Consider the following 23,592-nt stretch of genomic DNA (forward strand, 5'->3'; position numbering starts at 1 on the left):
GTCATGATGGATACCGATGATTTCGACTGCCACTTTCGCCGTGCCGTTTCTCATGATGTGGAGCAGCTTGACCGAATTCTCCACAAGGCCGTGTTGGAGATATACGGAGGATTTGAAACTGGCCGTCCTTTTGTCGCGCAGCCTCTCTTTTCGGAAATCGCCATCGTGGGATCGGAGATAATCGGAGTTGCTGCGTTTTCGGACGAGGTGCTGACCTGTCTCTATGTCGTTGACCGTTTCAGAAATTCAGGCGTTGGAACATGCCTTTTACATAACGCGATGCTCTCTGGTGTAAGGGCTACAACGATCCCGCTTTCAAACGTGTGGGGGCAGGCGTTCTTTGAGCATAGAGGTTGGTCTACTAGAGGAGAGATCGAGGCCAAAATCTTTGGTGCAAAAACGCGGGTCGTTGCGCTGTCCTTTGGATAAGAAAATTCGTTCTGAATTGAGATTTTTAGCCGGTAGATGATGCTGGATTCCTAAATATCCAACATAGGTTCGAACTATTTACCTTACGGCTATCCTCTGCGTTTTTACTCGACTCGCTTCCAACCTCTATTCTACTTTCCGGTGGAGTTATATTCCTATGTCAAAAATAAAATATGATATAAAAATCAAACAATAATTATAGAAATGGTTATAAAATACATGAATTCCAAAGAATATAATAATTCCATCATTGATTGGATCAGTGGTATTATAAAAGAAAAGTACGTACTAAGAAAATCAGAATACGAAACGTTTGAAGCGTTTTTAACGTTAAATGCTTACTTCATCACGTTTGAGTTCGATCAAAATACGATAAATCAAAAGTACGTCCAAAGCGAAGATCGTGCACCCATAGGCTCCATCGAGATGAAGCAATTCAGCAATATATACAATATGATGTGCAGGGAGAATTTTGGAAGAAACTACAATAAGATTCCCGATGAAGCCAAGCCTTTAGCAGTAGCCTGCATCGATGCAAATGGCTCTCGTTATTGGAGGGAGCTGGGTGATGTCGAAAATGTACACATTCATTCAATATGGATAATGGATGTAGATGGAGTTGCCCCATAAAAACCGGCCAGGATCAGATTTCTGTTTGACGGTTTAAGAACTCACGCGGGGATCGATATCCCAAAGCCTTGTGCGGGTGAAGGGTGTTATAGTGCTCGAACCACAATGGCAGTTGGGCGATGACGGTTTCTGCGTCGGGAATGGGATTGACCGAGACGTAGTCGCGCTTGAATGTTTTGACAAAGGCTTCGGCCATTCCGTTGGACTGAGGGCTGCGAACCGGCGTCGTGCAAGGCTCCATTCCGATGTCCATCAGCAGCGATTTAGTGTCCTTTGCAATGAAGCACGAGCCGTTGTCGGTGAGCCATTCAATCGGCTTGGGAAGGGTGTTGATGCGACCGAAGCGGTTCTCGACTGCTGTGATGACAAGGTCCTGAACGTCTTCGCTCTTGATGCCTTGGGTGGTTGCGACATGGGCGATGGCTTCACGATCACAGCAGTCGAGAGCAAAGGCAACGCGGACCTTCTCTCTGTTGTCGCAGCCAATTTCGAAGCCGTCGGAACACCAACGCAGGTTCGAGTGCTCCACGGCAACACGGCCGTCATGGCGACGGCTATCAATGGCACCTGTGTGGCGTTGGAGAAGCATGCCGTGCACCTTCATCACCCGATAGACGCGTTTAGCGTTCGGCCATGGGCGGCTTTCGCTGCGGGCTCTACGACGTAAGATCGCGTGAACCCGGCGATATCCGTAGGTCGGCATCTCGGAGATGATCGCTTTGATTTCATCAACGAGATCATCATCCGCGAGCGGCGGCCGACCACGGGCTTTGGAAGGACGCTGTTTCACTCGCTCAGCCATGTTTGACCGGGCAACACCAAAAGTCTCGCACACAGCAGTCATCGGGAACTTCCCTTCGGCAACGACAGCGAGCGCAACAGGTGTTTTTTTGGGCCTGTGGCGATCTCAAGCGCCTCTTTGAGAATCTCGCCTTCCATCGTCTTCTTACCAAGCAGACGCTGCAACTCTTTCACCTGGTTTTGAAGGGCACGATATTCGGACGCCGGGACAACATCCTCCTCCGCAGCCGTGGCCGTCAGAGCGCCTTGAGTAGCGAGCTTACGCCAGGTGAACAACTGGTTCGGCTGAATGCCATAGCGGCGAGCAACAATGCTCACCGTAGCATCCGGCTCATATGTCTCCTGAATGATGGCAAGCTTCTCTGCCGTCGACCAGCGACGGCGGCGCTCAGGACCGGACAGGACTTCCATCTTCGGATTGTGACTAGTCATAATGGGCACATTACCTCGCACACTTACTAAGTGGGAGATCCTGTCCAGATATTTATGGGGCCATTACAGTAGAGGAAAAATCCTGTTTCGATATTTTTGTATCAAAGGCGAGAGAGAAGAGTTCTTTTGATATCAAATATGTAGATATACAGAAGTATACGGGTGACGTCGAAAAAGTAATATCTTATACATTTAAGTTCGATAAATTCGCCCGTGGAAGCGTAGATATCGGGTCCACATTCAGCATTTTTCCGAAGCGGAAATGATGTTGTATTCTTCCATATAACTCTAATTTAGATGTTTGGCTGATTTTGGTTCAGCCGCTCGTTTTCTTTCGTCCGGGTTTCAGCGGGCGTGGTTTGGCTTCAATATCAAGAGGCTGAACAAATAATTCAGAAATGTGCACTTCGAGTGCGTTGGCTAGTCGGGCGAGGATTGCAACAGTTGGGTTGCGTTTCCCTCTCTCCAGATACCCAACATATGCCCGTTCGACCTCGGCGATCAAAGCCAAATCGTCCTGAGAAATTTTGCGCTCAACACGCAATCTCCTGAGATTCCAGCCGACGAGCTCTTGCACTTCCATGTGCAACAGCAATCACTTGCGCTTGAATAAAACCACGTAATATAGGACCATAAATTGAAGGCGAGATTGCAGCTCGCTATAACGTGGAGAACGCAATGCAAGAGACCCCATCGGTGGCGACGATCGAATGCCCGTACTGCTCGGAAGTGATCAATGCGAAGTCGAGGAAGTGCCGTCACTGCGGTGAAATTCTCGACCCTCAAATGCGGGAGCTTGAGCTTCTGAAATCGCAACGGAACAGCCCGAACGTGTTTATGAATGCCGGGGGTGCAGCGGCGGCGGCATCGTCCGCATCGTCTTCCGGCGGTGAGGGGAGCCTGTTGCGCCGTTTTCCGCATTGGATTCACATCCTCATTGCCATCGTGACGGGCGGGCTTTGGTTCCCGGTATACCTGTTGATGTACCTGTTCAGGAACAAACGGTATTACTATTGAGGGTCGATATCACCCGTTGAATGGATCGCTTGCGTCGTGGATGCCGTAGTCCATGGTTCTACAAAATGGATTGCAAGAGAGCGTCAAACTTTCCCCATTACCCGATCTGATTGAGCATATTGCCGGTGAGTTTGCTCCAGCTGTCATGGCGATTTGGGGGAGGTTTGATGTTGGCGAATATGTGATGGCAACATCAACTCAACGTCACGTTTGGCATGCGGCTCTTGCTGCGGGCGACGATTTTCTGCTGACGAGTAAATGGTTGACCCGAAACAGGCTGAAGGTGATCCTCAAACGAGCTTACGGGAACTATCCATCAGGCATGGTTCGTTTGCTTTCAAGGCTCGGACCTCGTGCGGAAACGAGGGAATTCTATCGTGCCGCACATGTGGCGCTTAGTCGTGGGGATATGCTGACGAGGATTTTGCAGCATTCAAAAACGATTGATCCTCACGTTGTTTTTGCGATTGCTGAATTGCCAACTGATTTGATCAGCGTTCGGATGGCCAGCTATGCTCTGAGGCGAGGCGTTTCCTCTGATGAAATTGCTGAAATGTCATGGTTGGTAAGGCGAATTGTCGAAGTATCTGCGTCAACGGCCGTTCTGAATTTGCTGGCCAGTTCCAAAAATCCGGTGCTCACGGTGCGCAAGGCAATTACCCAACTTCCGTTTCCCGCTGCGCCATGGAAGGCGGAGGGATTGATCCCAGTACAATCGGCGGAGGAGCTTTGAACCGCCCCGGCTTTACCGGAGACCGTTTGGCTTAAGTTATGCGGCCATGGCTGGTGCGTCCAGCATGGCGTAGTATCGTTCTTCGGCCTCGGCTGGCGGTATGTTGCCGATGGGCTCCAGAAGGCGGCGGTTGTTGAACCAATCGACCCATTCGAGCGTGGCGAACTCCACGGCTTCGAAGTTGCGCCATGGTCCTCGCCGATGGATGACCTCGGCCTTGTAAAGACCGTTGATCGTTTCGGCGAGAGCATTGTCGTAACTATCACCAACGCTTCCGACAGACGGCTCGATGCCTGCCTCCGCCAGCCGTTCGGAATAGCGAATGGATACGTATTGCGAGCCGCGGTCGGAATGATGAACCAGCCCACTGCGTTTGACGGGCCGCCGATCATGAAGCGCCTGGTCGAGGGCATCAAGCAAAAAGCCCGCATGGGCCGCCCGGCTTGCCCGCCAACCCACGATACGGCGAGCGAAGGCATCAATGACGAAGGCCACGTAAACGAAGCCCTGCCAAGTCGCGACATAGGTGAAATCGGATAACCACAGCATGTTCGGCGCGGGAGCGAAGAACTGTCGGTTCACCCGGTCTAGCGGGCATGGAGCGGACTTGTCCGACACGGTGGTTTTGACTGGCTTGCCGCGAATGACGCCTTGAAGCCCCATCATTCTCATAAGCCGAGCGACGGTGCAGCGGGCAACGTCGTAACCTTCTCGCTGCAACTGCCGCCAGACTTTGCGCACGCCATAGACCTGGAAGTTCTCGTTGAACACCCGGCGTATCTCGATCTTCAGGGCCATGTCGCGTCGGGTGCGGGCCGATAGGCGGTCCACGTCCGTGCGTTTGGCAACGACCTCATAGTAGGTGGACGGGGCAATCGGCAGCAGCCTGCAGATCGGCTCGACCCCGAGCACCGAGCGGTGTGCATCGATGAAGGAAATCATCGCTTCAGTGGGCGGTCGAGCTCCGCCTGGGCAAAATACGCAGAGGCCTTGCGTAAAATCTCATTCGCCTGACGAAGCTCCCGGTTCTCCCGCTCCAAAGCCTTTATCTTCTCCGCCACGTCACTCGGCAAACCTGCACGCTTGCCGCTGTCGACCTCGGCCTTCTTCACCCATTCATTGAGCGTATGCGCCGAGCAACCGATCTTGGCCGCTATGGAAGATACAGCCGCCCACCGGGAAGGATGTTCGGCTTCATGATCGGCCACCATTCGAACGGCGCGGGCGCGGACTTCAGAAGAAAATTTGTTCGTCGTCTTGCTTGTCATAGACCCTACTTCTCACGAGTTGGGGTCTCCGGCAAAGCCGGGGCGGTTCACTTTCCCAAATGGCTCGTCGTTTAAGGAACTGCTTGAGCGACCACGATATTTTCTACTCGTCTTGTCTCGATGTTCAGGCCGGAATTGCATTCTATTTCGTTACAGCGGGATCGAAGCCGTTGCTGCTGAAGTTCACCAAGTTTGGGGGGCTTGGTTGGTATCTTGATGAATGTCGTGGGGAAGGGAACCGTCATCCGATAGCGGAAGAACTTGAGCACATCGCCGATATTCATTCGGATATCGAGGGCGTGTGGTGCCGAAGGCTGAGCTATGAAATGCGGTAAGGGAATTCGGATTCCTAGCGGGAACCTCAAAGACCGTGACAACAAGGGAAGGATATGAGGTGTTCAAGATAGCCGCCAACCTGAACCGCTGGACCCTTACTATATTAATGGCCGCAATCCCTGTTGCCGCCACGGCGTCCGATCGGGTGCCTATTGATGACGGAGCATATCTGGATAGGAAGGATTGCGATCTGGCCGAGCGCGGTGAACTCGATTTGGTGTCATTCACGATTGGAAAGGCCGGGCGGGAAGTTTCATTTGAAGAAGCTGGATGTCTCGTCGCCAACGTGAAACCCGTCCGTGCAAATCGATATGACATTGAACTGGATTGCCGGGAGTTTGAGGATGTGTACCGGCACCGGATGTTCCTTGACGTTATAGCCAAAGACCATATCCGGGTTGATGGTGACGACCGTTATCTCTGCAAAAAGGGGTTCCTCGCTGACGGGCCTTCCGCCTCCGACCCTGCTGCTTCGGTGAATGCTCTCATCGAGAAATGGGAAGGGCTAAACGAGAATTGCCGTGGTGGAAGCGGTGATGATCCCAGTACAATAAAAGAATGTAATCAAAGGACCGGAGTTTCCGAGCGCTTGGAAGCTCTCGGATATTGCTATGGCGGCGAAGCTACTGTCACATCGGAATGGAGGAGGTGTGAATAACGCGGATCATCGAGCTCACCAAATCGCAGCGGTAGGCTGATGCCGCCTCGCGTTTTCAGTTCTGCCCCCACACTTTTGTTGCCTCGATCACCTTTCGGTAGGCAGGCCAAGGCCTGCATGAGTGACCGGACGCGATCAGTTGAACAACTGGCCGCAAATCGCTTGCTTCATGTCCCCGCTTCACGCTTCATTTTGTTCTTGAGCGATGGTCTAGGCTGGCATATCGCCGGCCTCACTTCATCCGGCAAAATGCCGGATAGACCGGCACTATGCGGCTTTCTGTCGGCATATTGTCGGCAGGCAATCGGGGGCCTCGAATTGCCGATGAACGGGTGATCCGCGAGGCGAATTGCCCGAGCTGGCGGGCGCTCATCATGCCGAGGCCGGTCGAGTGCCCGGAGGACCGGCTCGGTTGACCGTATCCCGTCGGGAATCTTCCACGGCTCCAGCTTCGGTCGTATGGGTAGTAATTGATGCCAGGATGCCGGAATCTGGTGGTGCTTTTATAAAGCTCATCGAAAAATCGCCCGTCTTCTAAAATTAATACCCAATATTATTTCTCGCTAGCCCGCTGTTTCCTTGAGAAAAAACAGGATTTTCCCTGCTGGGTTGTGCGATGGAATCCGTTATTTTTCTTGCAAAATACGTGGATTTCACTATATTGCTGCTATCGAACTTTGCTTGTGACCTTTGTCTTCGCCCTAGCGGCCCGGTCGGATCTCCTCTCATCGTCGATTTATATGGGCTGCCAACCGGGCAGCCTCACCAACGGTTGAAAGGAAATCGTTATGAATTCAGGCACTGTAAAGTGGTTCAACAGCACCAAGGGCTTCGGTTTCATCGCTCCCGATGACGGCGCGACGGACGTGTTCGTCCATATTTCGGCGGTTGAGCGCGCCGGCCTTCGTTCCCTCGCCGAGGGCCAGAAGGTAAGCTTCGACATCGTGCAGGACCGCAAGTCCGGCAAGAGCTCCGCAGACAACCTGCGCGCTGCATAAGGAATTGTCGTCCCTCTTCGCTGACCACGGATGTACTGGCAGCGTCGATGGCGAGCGACGGGAAGAGGTCGGGTCAATCCCGGCCTTTTTGTTTTCAGACAAGATGCGATGTGCGGAAGGGACTGGCCATGAGCCGGGTAATCTACGCTGTCGGCGATACCGTCAGGCTTAAGCCTGACCTGTTCCGCCGGGCAGAAGGTGGCGGAATTTGCCGGATCGCGGGAATTCTGCCTTCCGATCACGGAGAGGTGCAGTATCGCGTGCGTCTCGGCAACGAAACGTTCGAGCGCCGCATCCTGGCGAGCGATATCGACGCGCCGGAGGCAATGGCGGCGCGCTCCGCTGCGGGATTGCATCCATCGGCGGGTGGCAAGGAGCCTTGGTTCAAGCCATCCACCATTCGGACCAGAAAGTAATCGAGTGATGTAGCGGCAAGGCCGCTCGGAAAGGACATGACTTGCAGGTTCTCGTACGGGACAACAATGTCGATCAGGCCCTCCGGGTCCTGAAGAAGAAAATGCAGCGCGAAGGGCTTTTTCGCGAGATGAAGGCGCGGAGCGCCTTTGAGAAGCCTTCCGAGAAGAGGGTGCGCGAGAAGGCCGAGGCCGTCAGGCGTGCCCGCAAGCTCGCCCGCAAGAAAGCACAGCGGGAGGGGCTGCTGCCGGCTCCGAAGAAGAAGCCCGTGAGCGCGCGTCGCGCCTGACGGTAGCGCGCTACGGAACAAGGGAGTGAACGAATGACGGCGACCAAGCAGCAGTTTTTCAAGCCGACGAAGGTAAGCGCGGAGGCAAAATCTGCGCAGACCAATTCCATCGCAAGAGGGATCGTTGAGCAGGAGGCGGCAGCGCGGGAAAAGAAGACTGAAAAACTTCGTGCCCTGCGCATGGCCAGGGAGGCTGCCACTCCCGCTCCCCTGCCGGTGCTGAAACGGAAATAGAAATCGGTGTCCTGGAGGGGGCCTTCTTCTATTGGCGGGGCCGTCCATGTCGGCCCGCCAAGCGGTGATCCGTTAGCTCTGTGGTTGACATGTCGGTCTTGGCAAGCCGTGGTCAATCATCGGGCGATTTCTGGGTAAGGCGGCGAGCCGCCCGAAGCGCTGCAGGCGCTCATCATGCCGAGACTGATCGAACGCTCGGACGACCGGCTGGCTTGACACATCTCGCGAACTGTTGAATGACTGCGGCCTCGGCGCTGCCCTGCGGGTATGATGTAATGGTAGCCTGTCAGCTTCCCAAGCTGAACGCGCGGGTTCGATTCCCGCTACCCGCTCCAGCCGCCTCTCTTTCCATCCATGTCTGGAATTGCTGCCTGCCGGAGACCGGCGGCGCGCTTTCCCTTGTGCATTGCGCAAAATAAAAACGTTTATATTTCGTCTTGAAAACGTTTATATTCCTTGTTACCATCGTTTCAGGATGGAGGAGGATGCTCTGTCCGTGGGATTTGTCGAGCACCTGCCGCAAGGGCGGGGCCGACGGTTGAGGAGGAAGAGATGAGGAAATTCGTTGCAACGCTTGCGCTTGCCGCTCTGGTGGCCGGTAGCGCCCATGCGGCCGATCTTGGTGGCAAGCTCCTGAAGGTCGGGTCGGACACGACCTCGCCGCCGATGGAGAGCGTCGACCCGGCGACGGGCCAGATCGTCGGCTTCGACGTCGACGTGGTCAACGCCGTCTGCGCCAAGATCAATTGCCAGGCCGAATTCGTCACGACCGGCTGGGACGGCATCTTCGCCGCGCTCGACCAGGGCAGCTTCGATCTCGTCGCCTCGGGCGTGTCGATCACCGACGAGCGCAAGAAGGCGATGGACTTCTCCGATCCCTATATCATCAACAGCCAGGCCGTGCTGACGCGCGCCGAGGACCAGGGCATCACGCTCGACAAGTTCAAGGCCGAGGGTCGCAAGCTCTCCGCCCAGGCCAACACGACGGACGCGCAGGTCGCCGAAGGCGTGGTCGGCAAGGAAAACGTCGCCGCCTATGACAGCTTCAGCGCCGCCATCATCGCGCTCAAGAACAAGGACGTCGACGGCGTCGTGATCAACGGCGCGAACGCCGCCGCCTATGAGCGCGAATTTGCCGGCGAACTGGTCGCCTCCATCAAGGATCTGGAATCCGATCCGCTCGGCCTCGTCTTCCGCAAGGGCGACGAGAATGTCGCCGCCTTCAACGAGGGCCTGAAGGCGATCAAGGACGACGGCACGCTCGACAAGCTCGTCGCCAAGTACTGGGGCCTCAAGTAAGGCTCTTGCGGGAGCGCCATGGAGCGCTCCCGTTCCCTTCCCGTTTGCGCCGCGGAGGCCGGAATGTCGTTTGTCAGAAGCGTGAGGCCCAGCAATCTGGTGATCCTCGCCGCGCTGCCCTTCATCGTCTATCTCTTTGCCTCCTCGGGCGACTACCAGCGCGCGCTGCGCGCCATCCTCGGCATCGAGCCGGGTTCGGGCGCCTATGTGCCGGGCTTCCTGCTGCTGACCCTTGCCTTTTCCGCCGGCCTCGGCGTGCTCGTTCTTTCGCGGGCGAAGGCCGCGCGGCCGCGCCTGACGATCGTTGCGGGTCTCGTCGCCTTCGTCGCGACGGCCGCTATTCTTGCCGGCGACCTCGTCCACCCCTTCATCGCCTCCGTGGTGGCGAACGGCGTCGATCCGTTCAAGTCCGATCTCGTGGTCAAGGGCGTGACGCCCCGTCAGTTGACGGAGGCCGCCGACCTCATGGTGCGCGGCGTCGAGGGCTGGCTGTGGCCGGCCTATGCGGTGCTGCTGCTTGCCGGCCTCGGTCTTCTCTTTACCGGCAGCCGTGCGGCCGTTCCGGCGGAAAGCCCGGCCTATCGGGCAGGCTCGTGGATCACCGGCCTCGTCAATGGCGCGGGCCTCGCCTTCGTGCTGCTCTTTGCCTATCTCGCCTTCGCCTCGGGCCTTGCCACGACCATCCGCGCCGCCATCGCCGCCTATATCCTGGCGGCTATCCTCGGTCTCGTCTGGGTCGGGCTTCTCAAGCTGCGCTATACGCGCCGCAACCTCGTCACCTTCGCAGTGCTGACGGCCGTCTTCGCCGCGCTCTCCGCCTGGTTCCTGCTGCAGCCGAAGGACGGCTATGTGCTGGCCGGTACGCTGGAGGGCAAGGTCGGCATCGTCACCAACACGCCGTCCGGTCTCATCAGCGCCGTGCGCTTCGGCCAGTATGAGGGCGGCCCGACGAGCGAGACGGCGGTGCGCACCTTCGTCACGCCGCAGCAGGCCATCGAGGCCATCGGCAAGAAGGAGGACGTCAGCGGCGCGCTGCTGCCGGCCGCCACCGTGCCCGCCGACTGGCCGCGTCTGTGGCAGGTGGAGGCGCTGAACGACCGCGACCGCGCCACCGGCATCACGCTCGCCGTCATCGCCATCATTATCGGCCTGCTCACCTTTGGCGGCTTCCTGCATCGCCGCCACCCGCTGTCCATCGGCTCGGAATTCGTCGTCGATACGATCCGCGGCATCCCCATGCTCGTCATCGTGCTCTATGTCGGCCTGCCGCTGTCGGGTGCGCTGAAGGATGCGACGGCCGGTGTCTTCGACCCGCCGAACCTGATGCGCGGCATCGTCGCCATGGCGCTCGCCTATTCCGCCTATCTCGCGGAAATCTTCCGCTCCGGCATCAACGCCATTCCGGCCGGCCAGATCGAGGCGGCGGGCAGCCTCGGGCTGAACCGCTGGCAGACCGCGCGGCTCGTCATCCTGCCGCAGGCCTTCCGCATCGTCATCCCGCCGCTCGGCAACGAGCTGATCGCCATCCTCAAGGACACCTCGCTGCTCTCGATCCTGTCGATCCGCGATATCACGCAGCGCATGCGCGAGTTCCAGTCGGCGAGCTTCCTGCCGTTCGCGCCCTACAATTCGGCGGCGATCCTCTACATCCTGCTGACGCTTGCGGCTGCAAGCCTCATCAGCCTCGTCGAGAAGAAATATGACGTCAAGCACCGCTGACCGGGGCACGGTCCTCGTCACCGGCGCCTCGCGCGGCCTCGGCCGGGCGCTCGCCGATCTCTATGCGACGGCCGGCTTTCGCGTCATCGCCTGCATGCGGCAGGCGGTGCCCGGGGCGCAGGCGCTCGATGTCGCGGATGCCGGCTCGATTGCCGCGCTCGGCGAACGGCTGAAGGGCCAGCCGATCGATATCGTCGTCAACAATGCGGCGGTTCGGGGCGATACCGGCGGTCTCGATACGCTGGAGACGGAGGATTTCCTTCAGGTCATGCGCATCAATGCGCTCGCCCCGCTGCTCCTTGCCCGCGCGCTCCGGCCCAATCTTCTCGCCGGCGGGCGCAAGGTGCTCGTCAATATCGGCAGCCGCGCCGGTTCGCTGGCCGAAGGCACGATAGACGACGAGGACGGCGACTATGCCTATCGCTGCTCCAAGGCGGCGCTCAACATGGCGACGGTCAAGCTCGCGCAGGATTTCCGCCGCGACGGCATCGCCGTGATCTCGCTGCATCCCGGCTGGGTGCGCACGGATATGGGCGGCGCGGAAGCGGCCGTGGATGTGGCGGAAAGCGCGGCGGGCCTCAAGGCCCTGATCGACGCGACGACGCTGGGCGAGACCGGAAGTTTCCGGGCCTACGACGGCCGAACGATCGCCTGGTGAGGCTATCGGATCGTAATGATGACGGTGCCGGCAACCCCGGCGTCGGGAATGACAAGGACAAGAACGTGCATAATCCTCTCCCCCACCGGAACCGCTTCGACGCCGGCAGCAAGGCCCCCGGCATGCTGGAGCTCGGCGTCTGCTACTATCCGGAACAGTGGCCGCGCGAAAAATGGGAAGAGGACGCCCGCCGCATGGTGGAGCTTGGGCTTGCCTGGGTGCGCATCGGCGAATTTGCCTGGTCGCATATCGAGCCGCAATCCGGTGTCTTCCAGTGGGAATGGATGGACGAGGCGATCGAGGTGCTCGGCCGCGCCGGCCTCAAGGTCATCCTCGGCACGCCCACGGCCGCGCCGCCGAAATGGCTGGTGGACCGCTACCCGGATATCCTGCCGGTCGATGCGCGCGGCGTCGTGCGCAAGTTCGGCGCGCGCCGGCACTATTGTTTCTCCAGCCGCCGCTACCGCGCGGAGGCCGCGCGCATCACCGAGGCCATGGCGCGCCGCTACGGCGACAATCCCTTCGTACACGCCTGGCAGACGGACAATGAATACGGCGACCACGATACGATCCATAGCTATTCCGACGAGGCGAAGCGCGCCTTCCGCGAATGGCTGGCCGCCCGTTACGACACGGTCGAGGCGATGAACGCGGCCTGGGGCACGCAGTTCTGGAGCATGCATTACAACGGCTTCGAGGAGGTAGACCTGCCGAACAACCTCGTCGAGGAGCCGACCCCGACCCATCTCGGCGATTACTACCGTTTCTCCTCGGATCAGGTGAAGAGCTTCAACAAGGCGCAGGTGGATATCCTGCGCCGGCATTCGCCCGGTCGCCCGGTCACGCATAACTTCATGAACCAGAATACCGACTTCGACCACTACAAGGTCGGGGAGGATATCGATATCGCCTCCTGGGACGTCTATCCGATGGGCGGTCTCATCAATGGCCGGCTCAGCGACGCCGACAAGGCGCGCTACCTGCGTGTCGGCGATCCGGACCAGACGGCCTTCAACCACGATCTCTACCGCGCCGTCGGGCGTGGCCGCGTCTGGGTAATGGAGCAGCAGCCGGGGCCGGTGAACTGGGCGGCCCATAACCAGTCGCCCGCCGACGGCATGGTGCGCCTGTGGACCTGGCTTGCCTATGCGCATGGCGTCGACATGGTCGCCTATTTCCGCTGGCGGCAGGCGCCCTTCGCGCAGGAGCAGTTCCATGCGGGGCTGCTGCTGCCCAACAGCGAGGCAGATCAAGGATATCTCGAAGTCGCCGAGGTCGTGAAGGAAATGGCGTGCCTGCCGGAAGGCGAGGTCCGCGAAAAGGCCGCGGTCGCCTTCGTGCTCGATTACGAGTCGCGCTTTGCCACGCGGGCATTGCCGCAGGGCCGGGGCTATGCCGCCTCCGCCGTCGCGCTCGACTGGTATTCGGCCGTCTCGCGCCTTGGCGTGGACGTCGATATCATCGGCCAGCATTCGGACCTTTCCGGCTACAGGCTGGTGATCGCGCCCGACCTCGTCATCCCGGATGCGGATTTCGTCGCCCGGCTCAAGGCCTCGGGCGCCAAGGCGCTGTTCGGCCCGCGCAGCGGCAGCAAGACGCGCGACATGCATATTCCCGCCGACCTGCCGCCCGGCCCGCTCGCCGATCTTCTCGATTTCCGCGTGACGCGGGTGGAATCCCTGCCGGACTATCACGAGGAGCCGGTGCTCTACGGCAATGCCAGCCACCCGGTCACCGGATGGCGCGAGCTGATCCGCACCAGCGAGAACGTGCTTGCGAGTTTCGAGGGCGCGCACCGCACCGGCTCTCCGGCGGTGATCGGCAACGAGCAGGCGCGTTATGTCGGCACGCTGCCGCAGGGCGAGTTCCTGATGCGGCTGATGGGCGATGCGCTCGGCTGGGCGGGTGTCGCGGGCATGCCCGATCTCGGCGACCTGCGGCTTGCCCGCCGCGGCCGGCTGCACTTTGCCTTTAACTACGGCAGTACCGTCGCCACCGTGCCGGCTTCCGCTGCTGCTACCTTCCTCGTCGGTGGAAGGCAGCTTGCCCCGGTGGACGTCGCGATCTGGACGGAAGACGGCCGCTGATCCGGCCCTTGTGGATGACGGACGCTATCCGGCGTCCGTCGCCGCTTCGTGCTGCACCCTGGCCTGCGCCGGGCGATGGGCGGTCTTGTTCCAGAAAAACGGATTGCTGTGCAATTCGCGCACCGCGCGCCAGGCTGCCAGCGAGATGAGCATCCAGTAGAAGGGCGTCAGCAGCCAGCGCGGTCCCACGGCAAGGCGTTCGCGGAACGTCATGCCGATGCGCCCCAGCAGGATGAAGGCGAGATAGCTCCCGGCTATGCTCATGAAATCGAGCGCGAACAGCGCCAGATCGAACACGCCGATGGTGGACTGCTGCGCGACGAGACGCCAGAGGATGACGCCGACATAGGCGAGAAGAAGCGGGTGCGCCAGCGAGGAGAGGATGAGGCCGCCCACCAGGAGCTGGAAAACGAGGCTCGGCCCGAGGCCCATGTCCCGGACCAGCCGGGAAGGCTCGCGCATCAGCACCAGCCAGGTCTGTAGCCAGCCCTTGAACCAGCGGGTGCGCTGGCCGAGCCAGGCCCGAAGCTCCGTCGGAGCCTCCTCATAGGTCGGCGTACTCAGGACGCCGCAGCGATAGCCGCGCCGGAAGAGCCGGAGGCCGAGATCGGCATCCTCGGTGACATTGTAGGGATCCCAGCCGCCCACGGCCTGCAGGACCCGCGTGCGAAAATGGTTGGACGTGCCGCCGAGCGGCATCGGCATGCGTACGCCGGCAAGGAACGGCAGCAGGGCGCGGAAAAGCCCGGCATATTCGACGGCGAAGAGGGCGCTCAGCCAGCTCTCGCGCGCATTGGTGACGATCAGCGGCGCCTGCAGGCAGGCGATGTCGGGCGGCCCGGCCTCGAAGGTTCGCCAGGCCTCCTCCAGTTGCAGGGGATCGATACGGTCCTCCGCATCGTAGATCACCAGATAATCGCCGCGGGCGGCGCCGAGCGCATAGGTCAGCGCCTTGGGTTTGGTGCGCGGCTGGGCGGGCGGTACCTTGACCACCTCATATTGCGGACCGAGCGAGGCCGCGGCCAGCGCATCGAGGGTTTCCCGGTCGTCGGCCTCGCAGATCAGCTTGATGTCGAGACAGGCGGCGGGCCATTCGAGACGGTTCAGCGTGGCGACGAGCTGCGGCACCACCGCTGCCTCGCGGTAAAGCGCCACGAAGACCGAATAGACTGGCCGCCGTCCGGCCGACGGTCTTGCACGGGGCCGCCGCTTCTCCCGCCATTTTGCCAGCAGCGCGTAGAAACGCACCATTACCGTCGCAAAGAAGAACAGGCCGAGGGTGACGTGCAGGACGCGCAGGATCGTCCCCGGCACCGTCACGAGCAGCATGAGGACGAGCGTGAGGGCTGCGCCGAGATAGAAGCCCTGCCGTCCCCAGAGGGTGATGCGGGCGCTCGCTTCCGGTGCGGTGCTGAAAAGCTGGTCGACCGCCGCGCGAAGCCGCCGGTCATGGCCCGCCTGCCAGAGCGCCGCACGCATGGCCGTTGGTGTGGTCGCGACCATCGTGGCGCCGAGCGGCGGGGCGAGACGCAGGCGCTCGCCGATCTCCTCGATACGATCCGCGCTCGGCACGATGGCCGCCAGCGGCGGGCGGCCGCGCGGCCGAAGCCGGATGGCGGTCGGCTGGGCGAGCTGTGTGTCGATCCCCGGAAGGTCTTCCACCTCCGCCGGATCGAGTTCTGCGACGAAGGGCAGGCCGAGTAGTTCCGCGAGCGCCTCGTAATAAATATCCGGCGAGACCGCGCCGCTGGCGAGCAGCTCCGTTTCCAGCGATGTGCCGTGCCGGCCAGCGCGTACCAGCATTTCGGAAATGAGCGGCTTGGACAGGCCGAGCTTGCGGCAGAGTTGCGCTTCGCGCATCAGCCGTTCCGGAACCTGACGCGCTTGCGCGGAAACGGGAGGCTGCGCCCGTGCAATGCCGATTGCAGTGGCGAAAGCGATGTCGTCGGGATATTCTGCCAATCGCATGCAGTCCCGCCGCCGTGTCAACGGCGACGCCCCCAGAAAGCCCCGACTTGATGATAATGCGGCATAACAGAATTGCATCCCTTAAATTCCGCGGGCTTCTTGCGCTTCTTCTGTTCATGGCCGGGGTAACCCCGCTGGCCGCCGTGGCGCAGGATCGCAAGGCGGTCGACCTGCCCATTCTCTTCGATACGCGCGAGCGCATCGCCAAGCCCGACCTTGCCGGCATCGTGCGCCTGCGCTTCCTGACGACGGTGGATTTCCCGCCGTTCAATTTCATCGACCAGACGGGCAAGCTCGCAGGCTTCCATGTCGATCTCGTGCGCGAGATCTGCCGGGAGCTGGCGCTGACGGAAAAGTGCCAGATCCAGGCCGTCACCTTCCCCGAGCTGGAAAAAGCGCTCATCGACGGCAATGGCGAGGCGGTCGCCGCCGGCATCGCGGTAACGACGGAACTGCGCCAGCGCTTCGCCTTCTCGCGCCCCTTCATGCGCCTTCCGGCCCGCTTCGCCGTGGCGAAGAAGGCCGCGCCCGCCGGCGAGACGGCGGCGGCGCTCGACGGCAAGACGGTGGGTGTCGTGGGGGCAAGCGCCCATGAGGCGATGCTGAAGGCCTTCTTCCCGCGTATACGGGCGCATGCCTTCGCGGATCGGGCGGCGCTGCTTGCGGCGCTGAAGGACGGCAAGGTGGAGGCGATCTTCGGTGACGGCATGCAGCTCGCCTTCTGGACGAGCGGGTCGGAATCGGCCGGCTGTTGCCGCCTGTTCGACGGCCCCTATCTTTCGGAACGGTTCCTTGGCGAAGGGATGACGATCATGCTGCGCAAGGAGGACGCCGCGCTTGCCGGCGCCATCGACCATGCGCTCCTGGCGCTTTCGCGCAACGGCCGCCTGCAGGAGATTTACCTGCGTTACTTCCCGGTCAATCTTTACGGCGGCTGACTTAGGTAAGTAATCGCTTACTGGCTTGCCCAGATGATGCGGGCGATCCAGTCTATCTCGTCGATATCGAAATTGCGGTTGGGGTGCTCGGGATTGAGCGAGACGAGCTCGATGGCGCGCGGCCGCTGGCGATGCAGCACCTTGGCCATGACCTCGCCCTCCCGCGTCTTGACGACGACACGGTCGCCGCGGCGCACCGGCGCGCCCGGCTCGACGATCAGCACATCGCCGTCGCGGTAGAGTGGCAGCATGCTGTCGCCCTGTACTTCGAGCGCGTAGACGCCGGCCCTGCGGTCGGGCGGGGCGGGAAACTCCACCACGTCCCAGCCCTGGCCGGCGGGAAAGCCGCCGTCGTCGAAGAAGCCGCCTGCGCCCGCCTGGGCGAAGCCGAGCAGGGGGATGGTGCCCGCCTGCGGTGGAAAGGCGCCCTGCGGCAGGCCGGCATCGCGGGTGGCGTCCGACAGGGTGAAGAACTCGTCGATGGATGCGCCGGTCGCGTCGAGCACCTTGGCGATGGATTCCGTCGAGGGCCAGCGCTGGCGGCCGTCGACGCCCTGCCGCTTGGATTTGTTGAAGGACGTGGGGTCGAGACCGGCGCGGCGGGCAAGGCCGGACGGAGAAAGCCGGTGGCGCTCGGCGAGGGCGTCGATCGCCGCCCATATCCGGTCGTGGGAGAACATGCTGAAAAACCCTGCCCAGGCCAACGGACTGGCCGGTGCCGGTCCGATTGGCGGGAGCATATCCAAGGACGATTTCCGAGTAAAGGAAAAAGGATTATATTCCTGCGTCGTTTTCCGTCTTTCCCGCTCGCGGACCCGACTTTCGTGACTTTTCGCGCGCTGGCGGCCGTCATTTCATGCCGGGGGCGGGAGAATTTTCCTCCCCGCGATTTCCTGGCACTTTCGCCGGATCGGGGCGCGCGCTATCAAGGGGATGCGCCGGGTTTCCCCGCGCTTCGAGGTTTCTCCGTGCAAAAGACCGTTTCTTCCGGCATCCTGCTGACGTCCTTCGCCTATTTCCTGTTCTCGTTGCAGGATGCGTCGGTCAAATGGCTCGTCGTGGCTCTGCCGGTCTGGCAGATCCTGTTCATACGCTCCGTGACGATCTTCGCCCTGTGCCTTGCCTTCGGCGGGCGTCCGCTCGTGCGCGCCGCGCGCCATTCGCCGGTGCTGAAGCCGCTCTTCCTGCGCAACATCCTGCTGCTGGCCGCCTGGCTCTGCTACTACAACGCCGCGCGCGACCTTGGCCTTGCGGAACTGACGACGCTCTACTACGCCTCGCCCGTCGTCATGACGATCCTGTCCGTGCCGATCCTCGGCGAGAAGGTGCCGGGCTATCGCTGGCTGGCCGTCGCCGTGGGCTTCCTGGGCGTGGTCGTCGCCTGCGGCATCGCGGCCAAGGGGCTCACGCTGTCGCTGCCCGTCTATCTCGCCCTGCAGGCCGCCGTCTTCTGGGCCGTCGCCACGGTGCTGCTGCGCAAGACCGCGCTGCACGAGCGCACGCAGGTGCAGATGGCGATTTCCAGCGGCTTCTTCCTGCTGTTCACCGCCTTCGCCATGCCCTTCGTCTGGCAGCCGGTCTCCGCCTTCGACCTCGCGCTCATGGCGGGCACGGGCGTCTTCGCCGGCATCGGCCAGTTCGCCATGTTCGAGGGCATGCGCCGCGCGCCCGTCTCCGTGCTCGCGCCCTTCGAATATACCTCGCTCGTCTGGGCCTTCGCGCTCGGCTATCTCATCTGGAGCGACGTTCCAGGGCCGAACGTTTTCGCCGGGGCGGCGCTGATCTTCTCCGCGGGCATGATCATCATCGCCAGCGAGCGGCTCGGCGGTCGTTTCCGCCTGCGGGCGTGACGCACCAAAAATCGTAAGGTAACCGAAAGAATTCCCGCTCCAGCGGGCACTGGTCGGTTGCAAGTGGGCGGCAGAACGATATTGTCGCGGTCCAGACGTAACGTTAGCCGGGAGGCGGAATGCCCATATCGAACGCCGCCTTCGTGCGCTCGACCGTCATCCTGCTGATCGCGGGCATGCTCTCGTTGCTCGGCATTGTCGGCACGTCGCTCTGGCTCGTCCATAAGGTGCAGGATTATTTCACCGGCTTCATCGAGGTGCGCGAGGTGCGCAGCGCCGCCGCCGACCTTCTGTCGACCCTCAAGGACGCGGAAACCGGCCAGCGCGGCTTCGTCATCACCGGCGAGGCGGCGTTCCGCCAGCCCTATGACGACGCGCTGAAGGCCGTGGCGGAGCGCCAGGCGGCGCTGGGCGAGAAGGCGGCGCGCTTCCACCGCTACGGCGAGCGGATCGCGGGCATAAACGATCTCGTCGCGCGCAAACTGGTGGAGCTTGCCCAGACGGTCGAGGCCGTGGAGCAGGGCAGGCAGGCCGATGCGATCGAGCAGGTCAAGACCGACCGTGGCCGCCTGCTCATGGACGAGCTTCGCCAGCGGCTCGGCGGCATCATGGCGGATGCCGACAGGGAGCTGGAGGAAGGCGTCGCCGATACGCTCTGGTCGGCCGGCGCGCTGCAATGGACGACGGTGATCGGCGCCGTCGCCATCATCGGCGTGCTCGGCGGCGCGGTCGTCGTGATCGCGCAATATACCCGCGACATCGTCGCCGCCCGCCGCGAGGTCGAGACGCTGAACGCCACGCTGGAAAAGCGTGTGGACGAGCGCACCGAGGAGCTGATCCGTGCCAATCAGGAGGTGCAGCGCTTCGCCTATATCGTGACGCACGACCTGCGCGCGCCACTGGTCAACATCATGGGCTTCACCAGCGAATTGCAGGCCTCGCTCTCCTCCATCCAGGCCTATGTGCTGGCCGACGGCAAGGCGCCGAGCGAGGCGGATATCCTGGAAGCCCGCCGTGCCGCTTCCGAGGACCTGCCCGAGGCGATCGGCTTCATCCGCTCCTCCACCAAGAAGATGGACGGCCTCATCAATGCCATCCTGAAGATTTCGCGCGACGGACGGCGGGAGCTCAAGATCGAGCGGGTGGACCTCAAGGCGCTCGCCGAGACGGGCGCGGCGGCCGTGGGCCATCAGGTCAGCGAGTCCGAGGGAGAGGTCGCCATCGGCGATACCTTGCCGACGGTCGTTTCCGACCGGCTGTCGCTGGAGCAGGTGTTCGGCAACCTCTTCGACAATGCGATCAAGTACCAGTATCCGGGCAGGCCCCTTCGCATTTCCGTGATCGCCCGCAGCGGCGGCCGGGCGGGCCATGTCATCGAATTCACCGACAATGGCCGCGGCATCGCCCCCGAGGACCACGAGCGCGTCTTCGAGCTTTTCCGCCGTTCCGGCGCGCAGGACAAGCCCGGCGAGGGCATCGGCCTTGCGCATGTGCGTTCACTGATGCGCAATCTCGGCGGTGATATCGTCGTTCGATCCGAACTCGGGCAAGGGACGACCTTCGTGCTTCGCCTCCCGCCCGACCTCAGCAAAGTTGTCAGGAGTATGCAGGCATGAACGGACTGGGCAAGGAAGTCACCATCGTCATGATCGAGGATGACGAGGGCCATGCGCGCCTCATCGAGAAGAACATCCGCCGCGCCGGCGTGCATAACGAGGTCGTGCCTTTCACCAATGGCACGGATGCGCTCGATTTCGTGCTCGGCAAGGACCGTTCGGGTCTCGCCAGCGCCGGCCGCTTCCTGCTGATCCTGCTCGACCTCAACCTGCCGGACATGTCGGGCATCGATATCCTGCAGAAGATCAAGACCAACGTTCACACCAAGCGCCTGCCGGTCGTCATCCTCACCACGACGGACGACGAGCGCGAGATCCAGCGCTGCTACGATCTCGGCGCGAACGTCTACATCACCAAGCCGGTGGAATATGAGAGCTTCGCCCATGCGATCCGCCAGCTCGGCCTGTTCTTCTCCGTGATCCAGATCCCCGAGACGCAGTAAATGAACGAAGGCCTCGTCCGCGTCCTCTATATCGACGACGACCCGATCCTCGCGCGTCTCGCCGAGCGTGTGCTCGGGCGGCTCGGCTATGCGGTGCAGCATGCCGAGGATGTGGAGCGCGGCCGCGAGCGCTTCGCGGAGGGCGGCTTCGATGCGGTGGTGCTCGATCACTTTCTGCAATCGGGCACCGGGCTTTCGCTGCTGAAGGAACTCGTCGATGCGCCCGGCGCGGTGCCGGTCGTCTATGTGACCGGCTCGAACGACGCGCAGGTCGCCGTCGAGGCGCTGAAGGCGGGGGCGGCCGACTATGTCATCAAGTCCGTCGGCGACGACTTCATGTCGCTGCTTGCCAATGCGGTCGGCCAGGCGCTGGAAAACGCCGAGCTGAAGCGCGCCAAGCTGAGGGCGGAGATGGAAATCCGCCTTGCCAAGGAGCGCGCCGAAATCCTGCTGGCCGAGGTGAACCATCGCGTCGGCAATTCGCTGGCGCTTGCCGCCGCCCTCATCCGCCTGCAAATGTCGAGCGCGGCCGACGAGGCCGTGAAGGAGGCCCTGTCCGAGACGCAGGCCCGCATCACCGCCATCGCCGGCATCCATCGCCGCCTCTATACGTCCGAGGATGTGCGCCATGTCGATATGGGCGCCTATCTCGGGACGCTGCTTTCCGAGCTTGACGCCGCCATGCAGGGGCAGGGCCGCAACGTGCGCCTCAGCCGCATGCTGGAGCCGCTCAACGTGCCGACCGACCGCGCCGTCTCGCTCGGCGTGATCGTCACGGAACTCGTCACCAACGCCTTCAAATATGCCTATGGCGAGGCGGGCGGCGAGGTGCGCGTCGGCTTCACCCGGCTCGATCCGGAAAATGCCGTGCTCTTCGTGGAGGACGACGGTATCGGCTGGAGCGGGGAAGGCCCGGTGCGCGGCACCGGCCTCGGCACCAAGATCATCGGCGCCATGGCCATCAGCCTCGGCACGAAGCTCGACTATGCCGTCCGTGTGCTGGGCACGCGCGCCGAACTGACGGTGCGCATGGCCGACGTGCCGCGCCCGCTCTAATCGCAGGCTCCGGAAAAATCGCTTGCCTTTTGCCGCGGCCCTGCCATGTAGCTGCGCCAGTTTTCCGCTGCAAAAGACACCCATGACGAACCCGCATTTCTCCTCCGGCGACCTCATCGCCGACCGTCGCGCCGACTATGCCCGCATGTTCGCGGAATCGGGGGAGTTCGCGGAGGCGGCGGAGCTTATGGAACAGGCGCTGGAGCAGGTGCCCTCATGGGCTGCCGGCTGGTTCCGGCTTGCCGAATATGCGGAAAAGGCGGGCCGGAAAGAGGCGGCGGCGGCCGCGCTCGAAAAGGTTGTCGCGCTCGATCCTTCCGATATTTTCGGCGCGGGGCTGAAGCTGGCGGTGCTCGGCGTTGCCGATACGCCCGCCGCGCCGCCGACGTCCTATGTGGAACGCCTCTTCGACGACTATGCGGACCGTTTCGACACGGCGCTTGTCGGAAAGCTGGACTATACCGTTCCCCGGACGCTCGCCCGGCTGGTGCACCGGCATGCGGGCGAGGATGCGCATTTCGGCCTCGTCGCCGATATCGGCTGCGGCACCGGCCTTTTCGGCGTCGAGTTCCGCGCCAATGCCGGGCGGCTGGAGGGCTTCGACCTTTCGGCTGGTATGCTGGCAAAGGCGGAGGAGAAGGCGGTCTACGACCGTCTCGCCCAGGCCGATCTCTCGTTGCCCGCTGAACAAAGCGGCCTTTTCGCCGATGGCCCCGAGGCGCGCGCCGATCTCGTCAGCGCGGCGGACGTGCTGATGTATCTCGGAGGCCTCGCGGAAGTCTTCCCGAGCGCCGCGCGGCTGGTCAAACCCGGCGGCCTCTTCGCCTTTTCCGTCGAGGACGGCGGGGAGGGGGATGCGCCCCTGCTGCGCCCTTCGCTGCGTTATGCCCATCCGGAAAACTTCATCCGTCGGCGGCTGGCGGAAAGCGGCTTCGACCTCGTCACCGTGGAAAAGAGCGTGATCCGCCAGGATGCCGGCCAGCCGGTGCATGGCCTGCTCTTCCTCGCCCGCCGGCAGGGATAGGCTTGCGCAGCGCATCGCACCCGCTACAACAACGAAAACCACTGGAGATCGGCCATGGACGGCGACAAGCGGCGTTACGGCTTCTGGAACCCCACACCCACCCGCCATACGCCGCTGGAAGATGCGCAGGGCCTCTTCGCCAGCAGCATGATCGCCGCGCTCGGCCTTGCCCTGATGAGCAGCGCCGGGCTGGTGGCGAGCGGCACGGCCGGCGTCGCCTTCATCCTGCATTACCTGACGGGCGTCAGCTTCGGTCTCTATTATACCGTCGTGAACATCCCCTTCTATATCCTCGCTCTCAAGCGGCTCGGCTGGGCCTTCACGATCAAGACGGTCATCGCCGTCTCGCTCACCTCGCTCATCACCGAGTTCCAGCCGCATTTCGTGCGCATCGAGAGCATCGACCCGATGTGGACGGCGGTGCTGGCGGGCATTCTGCTCGGCTTCGGCCTGCTCGGCCTCTACCGCCACCGCGCAAGCCTCGGCGGCGTCGGTGTGCTGGCGGTCTACCTGCAGGAGCGTTTCGGCATCCGCGCTGGCCTCGTGCAACTCGCCTTCGACCTCTTCGTGCTGGCGGCGGCCTTCTTCGTCGCAGCGCCCTTCATCGTGCTCTGCTCGGTGGTCGGCGCCGTGGTGCTCAACCTCTTCCTCACCATCAACCACCGCGCCGACCGCTATATCGCGATGTGAATTTT

The 23,592-nt window shown here is 61.7% G+C and carries 26 protein-coding genes, 1 tRNA gene and 1 other annotated feature; of the genes, 22 read left to right on the forward strand and 5 right to left on the reverse strand.

The window, feature by feature from the left end:
- The first annotated feature begins 3 nt into the window (after nt 1-3).
- The gene (locus K8M09_RS00925; protein WP_160788218.1) at nt 4-429 is read left to right on the forward strand and encodes a GNAT family N-acetyltransferase; all 426 of its coding nucleotides are present in this window, start codon (nt 4-6) and stop codon (nt 427-429) included.
- Nucleotides 430-648: 219 nt separating this feature from the next.
- On the forward strand, nt 649-1,059 hold the full coding sequence (locus K8M09_RS00930) for a hypothetical protein (protein WP_229342071.1): 411 nt from the start codon (nt 649-651) through the stop codon (nt 1,057-1,059).
- A gap of 13 nt (nt 1,060-1,072) precedes the next feature.
- Here K8M09_RS00930 and K8M09_RS00935 read toward each other — a convergent pair.
- Nucleotides 1,073-2,292 (reverse strand): IS3 family transposase gene (locus K8M09_RS00935; protein ID WP_160788270.1). Its coding sequence is split into 2 segments (ribosomal slippage): nt 1,073-1,950 and nt 1,950-2,292, totalling 1,221 coding nucleotides; the frame shifts between segments, so codons are not numbered across the junction.
- 316 nt (nt 2,293-2,608) lie between these two features.
- Nucleotides 2,609-2,875: a helix-turn-helix domain-containing protein gene (locus K8M09_RS00940; RefSeq protein ID WP_160788263.1), complete on the reverse strand. Its 267-nt coding sequence runs from the start codon at nt 2,873-2,875 to the stop codon at nt 2,609-2,611.
- 95 nt (nt 2,876-2,970) lie between these two features.
- On the opposite strand from K8M09_RS00940, the gene K8M09_RS00945 reads away from it, so the two are divergent.
- Nucleotides 2,971-3,309: a hypothetical protein gene (locus K8M09_RS00945; protein ID WP_160788262.1), complete on the forward strand. Its 339-nt coding sequence runs from the start codon at nt 2,971-2,973 to the stop codon at nt 3,307-3,309.
- Between the two features lie 52 nt (nt 3,310-3,361).
- Nucleotides 3,362-4,042 (forward strand): hypothetical protein, encoded by a 681-nt coding sequence (locus K8M09_RS00950; protein WP_160788261.1) that lies wholly within the window; start codon nt 3,362-3,364, stop codon nt 4,040-4,042.
- Between the two features lie 36 nt (nt 4,043-4,078).
- Here the strand turns inward: K8M09_RS00950 and K8M09_RS00955 are convergent.
- A protein-coding gene (locus K8M09_RS00955) for an IS3 family transposase (protein WP_160788269.1) occupies nt 4,079-5,310 on the reverse strand; the annotation gives its coding sequence in 2 pieces (ribosomal slippage) (nt 4,079-5,019 and nt 5,019-5,310; 1,233 coding nt in all).
- Nucleotides 4,910-5,026, reverse strand: a sequence feature (AL1L pseudoknot). It overlaps the preceding gene by 117 nt.
- Before the next feature lie 83 nt (nt 5,311-5,393).
- Here K8M09_RS00955 and K8M09_RS00960 point away from each other — a divergent pair.
- The 11 genes from K8M09_RS00960 to K8M09_RS01010 all read left to right on the forward strand — a co-directional run bounded on the left by K8M09_RS00960 (nt 5,394) and on the right by K8M09_RS01010 (nt 14,002).
- Nucleotides 5,394-5,645, forward strand: a complete 252-nt coding sequence (locus K8M09_RS00960; RefSeq protein ID WP_160787740.1) for a hypothetical protein — start codon at nt 5,394-5,396, stop codon at nt 5,643-5,645.
- Between the two features lie 59 nt (nt 5,646-5,704).
- Entirely contained in the window at nt 5,705-6,304 is a 600-nt protein-coding gene (locus K8M09_RS00965; RefSeq protein ID WP_160787741.1) for a hypothetical protein, read from the forward strand.
- 788 nt (nt 6,305-7,092) lie between these two features.
- Entirely contained in the window at nt 7,093-7,302 is a 210-nt protein-coding gene (locus K8M09_RS00970; protein ID WP_160787742.1) for a cold-shock protein, read from the forward strand.
- Between the two features lie 128 nt (nt 7,303-7,430).
- On the forward strand, nt 7,431-7,718 hold the full coding sequence (locus tag K8M09_RS00975; RefSeq protein WP_160787743.1) for a cold-shock protein: 288 nt from the start codon (nt 7,431-7,433) through the stop codon (nt 7,716-7,718).
- Nucleotides 7,719-7,759: 41 nt separating this feature from the next.
- Nucleotides 7,760-8,005, forward strand: coding sequence for a 30S ribosomal protein S21 (gene rpsU / locus K8M09_RS00980; RefSeq protein ID WP_160787744.1), 246 nt, complete (start codon nt 7,760-7,762; stop codon nt 8,003-8,005).
- Between the two features lie 33 nt (nt 8,006-8,038).
- A complete protein-coding gene (locus K8M09_RS00985) occupies nt 8,039-8,239 on the forward strand; it encodes a hypothetical protein (RefSeq protein WP_160787745.1) in 201 nt (66 codons plus the stop codon).
- 261 nt (nt 8,240-8,500) lie between these two features.
- Nucleotides 8,501-8,574 (forward strand) — tRNA-Gly (locus K8M09_RS00990).
- A 217-nt stretch (nt 8,575-8,791) separates the two neighbouring features.
- Nucleotides 8,792-9,538 (forward strand): transporter substrate-binding domain-containing protein, encoded by a 747-nt coding sequence (locus K8M09_RS00995; RefSeq protein ID WP_160787746.1) that lies wholly within the window; start codon nt 8,792-8,794, stop codon nt 9,536-9,538.
- Between the two features lie 63 nt (nt 9,539-9,601).
- Nucleotides 9,602-11,257 (forward strand): amino acid ABC transporter permease, encoded by a 1,656-nt coding sequence (locus K8M09_RS01000; protein WP_160787747.1) that lies wholly within the window; start codon nt 9,602-9,604, stop codon nt 11,255-11,257.
- Nucleotides 11,238-11,915 (forward strand): SDR family oxidoreductase, encoded by a 678-nt coding sequence (locus tag K8M09_RS01005; protein WP_160787748.1) that lies wholly within the window; start codon nt 11,238-11,240, stop codon nt 11,913-11,915. The genes K8M09_RS01000 and K8M09_RS01005 overlap by 20 nt, the downstream gene beginning before the upstream one ends.
- A gap of 65 nt (nt 11,916-11,980) precedes the next feature.
- Entirely contained in the window at nt 11,981-14,002 is a 2,022-nt protein-coding gene (locus tag K8M09_RS01010) for a beta-galactosidase (protein WP_160787749.1), read from the forward strand.
- A 24-nt stretch (nt 14,003-14,026) separates the two neighbouring features.
- On the opposite strand, the gene K8M09_RS01015 is transcribed toward K8M09_RS01010, so the two are convergent.
- The gene (locus K8M09_RS01015) at nt 14,027-15,862 is read right to left on the reverse strand and encodes a glycosyltransferase family 2 protein (RefSeq protein WP_229342073.1); all 1,836 of its coding nucleotides are present in this window, start codon (nt 15,860-15,862) and stop codon (nt 14,027-14,029) included.
- 164 nt (nt 15,863-16,026) lie between these two features.
- On the opposite strand from K8M09_RS01015, the gene K8M09_RS01020 reads away from it, so the two are divergent.
- On the forward strand, nt 16,027-16,908 hold the full coding sequence (locus tag K8M09_RS01020; protein ID WP_160787751.1) for a transporter substrate-binding domain-containing protein: 882 nt from the start codon (nt 16,027-16,029) through the stop codon (nt 16,906-16,908).
- A 17-nt stretch (nt 16,909-16,925) separates the two neighbouring features.
- Here K8M09_RS01020 and K8M09_RS01025 read toward each other — a convergent pair whose 3' ends face one another.
- Nucleotides 16,926-17,588, reverse strand: a complete 663-nt coding sequence (locus K8M09_RS01025; protein WP_160787752.1) for a S24 family peptidase — start codon at nt 17,586-17,588, stop codon at nt 16,926-16,928.
- A 288-nt stretch (nt 17,589-17,876) separates the two neighbouring features.
- Here K8M09_RS01025 and K8M09_RS01030 point away from each other — a divergent pair, with 288 nt between their 5' ends.
- The 6 genes from K8M09_RS01030 (at nt 17,877) to K8M09_RS01055 (ending at nt 23,587) form a co-directional block, all read left to right on the forward strand.
- On the forward strand, nt 17,877-18,758 hold the full coding sequence (locus tag K8M09_RS01030; protein ID WP_160787753.1) for a DMT family transporter: 882 nt from the start codon (nt 17,877-17,879) through the stop codon (nt 18,756-18,758).
- 119 nt (nt 18,759-18,877) lie between these two features.
- Complete coding sequence (locus K8M09_RS01035) at nt 18,878-20,374, forward strand: sensor histidine kinase (RefSeq protein ID WP_160787754.1); 1,497 nt, start codon at nt 18,878-18,880, stop codon at nt 20,372-20,374.
- Nucleotides 20,371-20,817, forward strand: a complete 447-nt coding sequence (locus K8M09_RS01040; RefSeq protein ID WP_160787755.1) for a response regulator — start codon at nt 20,371-20,373, stop codon at nt 20,815-20,817. Before K8M09_RS01035 ends, K8M09_RS01040 begins: the two co-directional genes overlap by 4 nt.
- The gene (locus K8M09_RS01045; RefSeq protein ID WP_160787756.1) at nt 20,818-21,873 is read left to right on the forward strand and encodes a sensor histidine kinase; all 1,056 of its coding nucleotides are present in this window, start codon (nt 20,818-20,820) and stop codon (nt 21,871-21,873) included.
- A gap of 82 nt (nt 21,874-21,955) precedes the next feature.
- Nucleotides 21,956-22,897, forward strand: coding sequence for a methyltransferase domain-containing protein (locus K8M09_RS01050; RefSeq protein WP_160787757.1), 942 nt, complete (start codon nt 21,956-21,958; stop codon nt 22,895-22,897).
- Between the two features lie 54 nt (nt 22,898-22,951).
- Entirely contained in the window at nt 22,952-23,587 is a 636-nt protein-coding gene (locus tag K8M09_RS01055) for a YitT family protein (RefSeq protein ID WP_160787758.1), read from the forward strand.
- Nucleotides 23,588-23,592 lie beyond the last annotated feature (5 nt).

The sequence above is a fragment of the Shinella zoogloeoides genome (assembly GCF_020883495.1).
Lineage (GTDB): Bacteria > Pseudomonadota > Alphaproteobacteria > Rhizobiales > Rhizobiaceae > Shinella > Shinella zoogloeoides.

Coding starts and splice junctions, on each gene's coding strand:
- K8M09_RS01005 (WP_160787748.1), top strand. CDS start 11,238: ATGACGTCAAGCACCGCTGACCGGGGCACGGTCCTCGTCACCGGCGCC.
- K8M09_RS00930 (WP_229342071.1), top strand. CDS start 649: ATGAATTCCAAAGAATATAATAATTCCATCATTGATTGGATCAGTGGT.
- K8M09_RS00940 (WP_160788263.1), bottom strand. CDS start 2,875: ATGGAAGTGCAAGAGCTCGTCGGCTGGAATCTCAGGAGATTGCGTGTT.
- K8M09_RS00950 (WP_160788261.1), top strand. CDS start 3,362: ATGGTTCTACAAAATGGATTGCAAGAGAGCGTCAAACTTTCCCCATTA.
- K8M09_RS00985 (WP_160787745.1), top strand. CDS start 8,039: ATGACGGCGACCAAGCAGCAGTTTTTCAAGCCGACGAAGGTAAGCGCG.
- K8M09_RS01025 (WP_160787752.1), bottom strand. CDS start 17,588: ATGTTCTCCCACGACCGGATATGGGCGGCGATCGACGCCCTCGCCGAG.
- K8M09_RS00970 (WP_160787742.1), top strand. CDS start 7,093: ATGAATTCAGGCACTGTAAAGTGGTTCAACAGCACCAAGGGCTTCGGT.
- K8M09_RS00995 (WP_160787746.1), top strand. CDS start 8,792: ATGAGGAAATTCGTTGCAACGCTTGCGCTTGCCGCTCTGGTGGCCGGT.
- K8M09_RS00925 (WP_160788218.1), top strand. CDS start 4: ATGATGGATACCGATGATTTCGACTGCCACTTTCGCCGTGCCGTTTCT.
- K8M09_RS00975 (WP_160787743.1), top strand. CDS start 7,431: ATGAGCCGGGTAATCTACGCTGTCGGCGATACCGTCAGGCTTAAGCCT.
- K8M09_RS01050 (WP_160787757.1), top strand. CDS start 21,956: ATGACGAACCCGCATTTCTCCTCCGGCGACCTCATCGCCGACCGTCGC.
- K8M09_RS01000 (WP_160787747.1), top strand. CDS start 9,602: ATGTCGTTTGTCAGAAGCGTGAGGCCCAGCAATCTGGTGATCCTCGCC.
- K8M09_RS01015 (WP_229342073.1), bottom strand. CDS start 15,862: ATGCGCGAAGCGCAACTCTGCCGCAAGCTCGGCCTGTCCAAGCCGCTC.
- K8M09_RS00945 (WP_160788262.1), top strand. CDS start 2,971: ATGCAAGAGACCCCATCGGTGGCGACGATCGAATGCCCGTACTGCTCG.
- K8M09_RS01020 (WP_160787751.1), top strand. CDS start 16,027: ATGCGGCATAACAGAATTGCATCCCTTAAATTCCGCGGGCTTCTTGCG.
- K8M09_RS01045 (WP_160787756.1), top strand. CDS start 20,818: ATGAACGAAGGCCTCGTCCGCGTCCTCTATATCGACGACGACCCGATC.
- K8M09_RS01035 (WP_160787754.1), top strand. CDS start 18,878: ATGCCCATATCGAACGCCGCCTTCGTGCGCTCGACCGTCATCCTGCTG.
- K8M09_RS01040 (WP_160787755.1), top strand. CDS start 20,371: ATGAACGGACTGGGCAAGGAAGTCACCATCGTCATGATCGAGGATGAC.
- K8M09_RS01055 (WP_160787758.1), top strand. CDS start 22,952: ATGGACGGCGACAAGCGGCGTTACGGCTTCTGGAACCCCACACCCACC.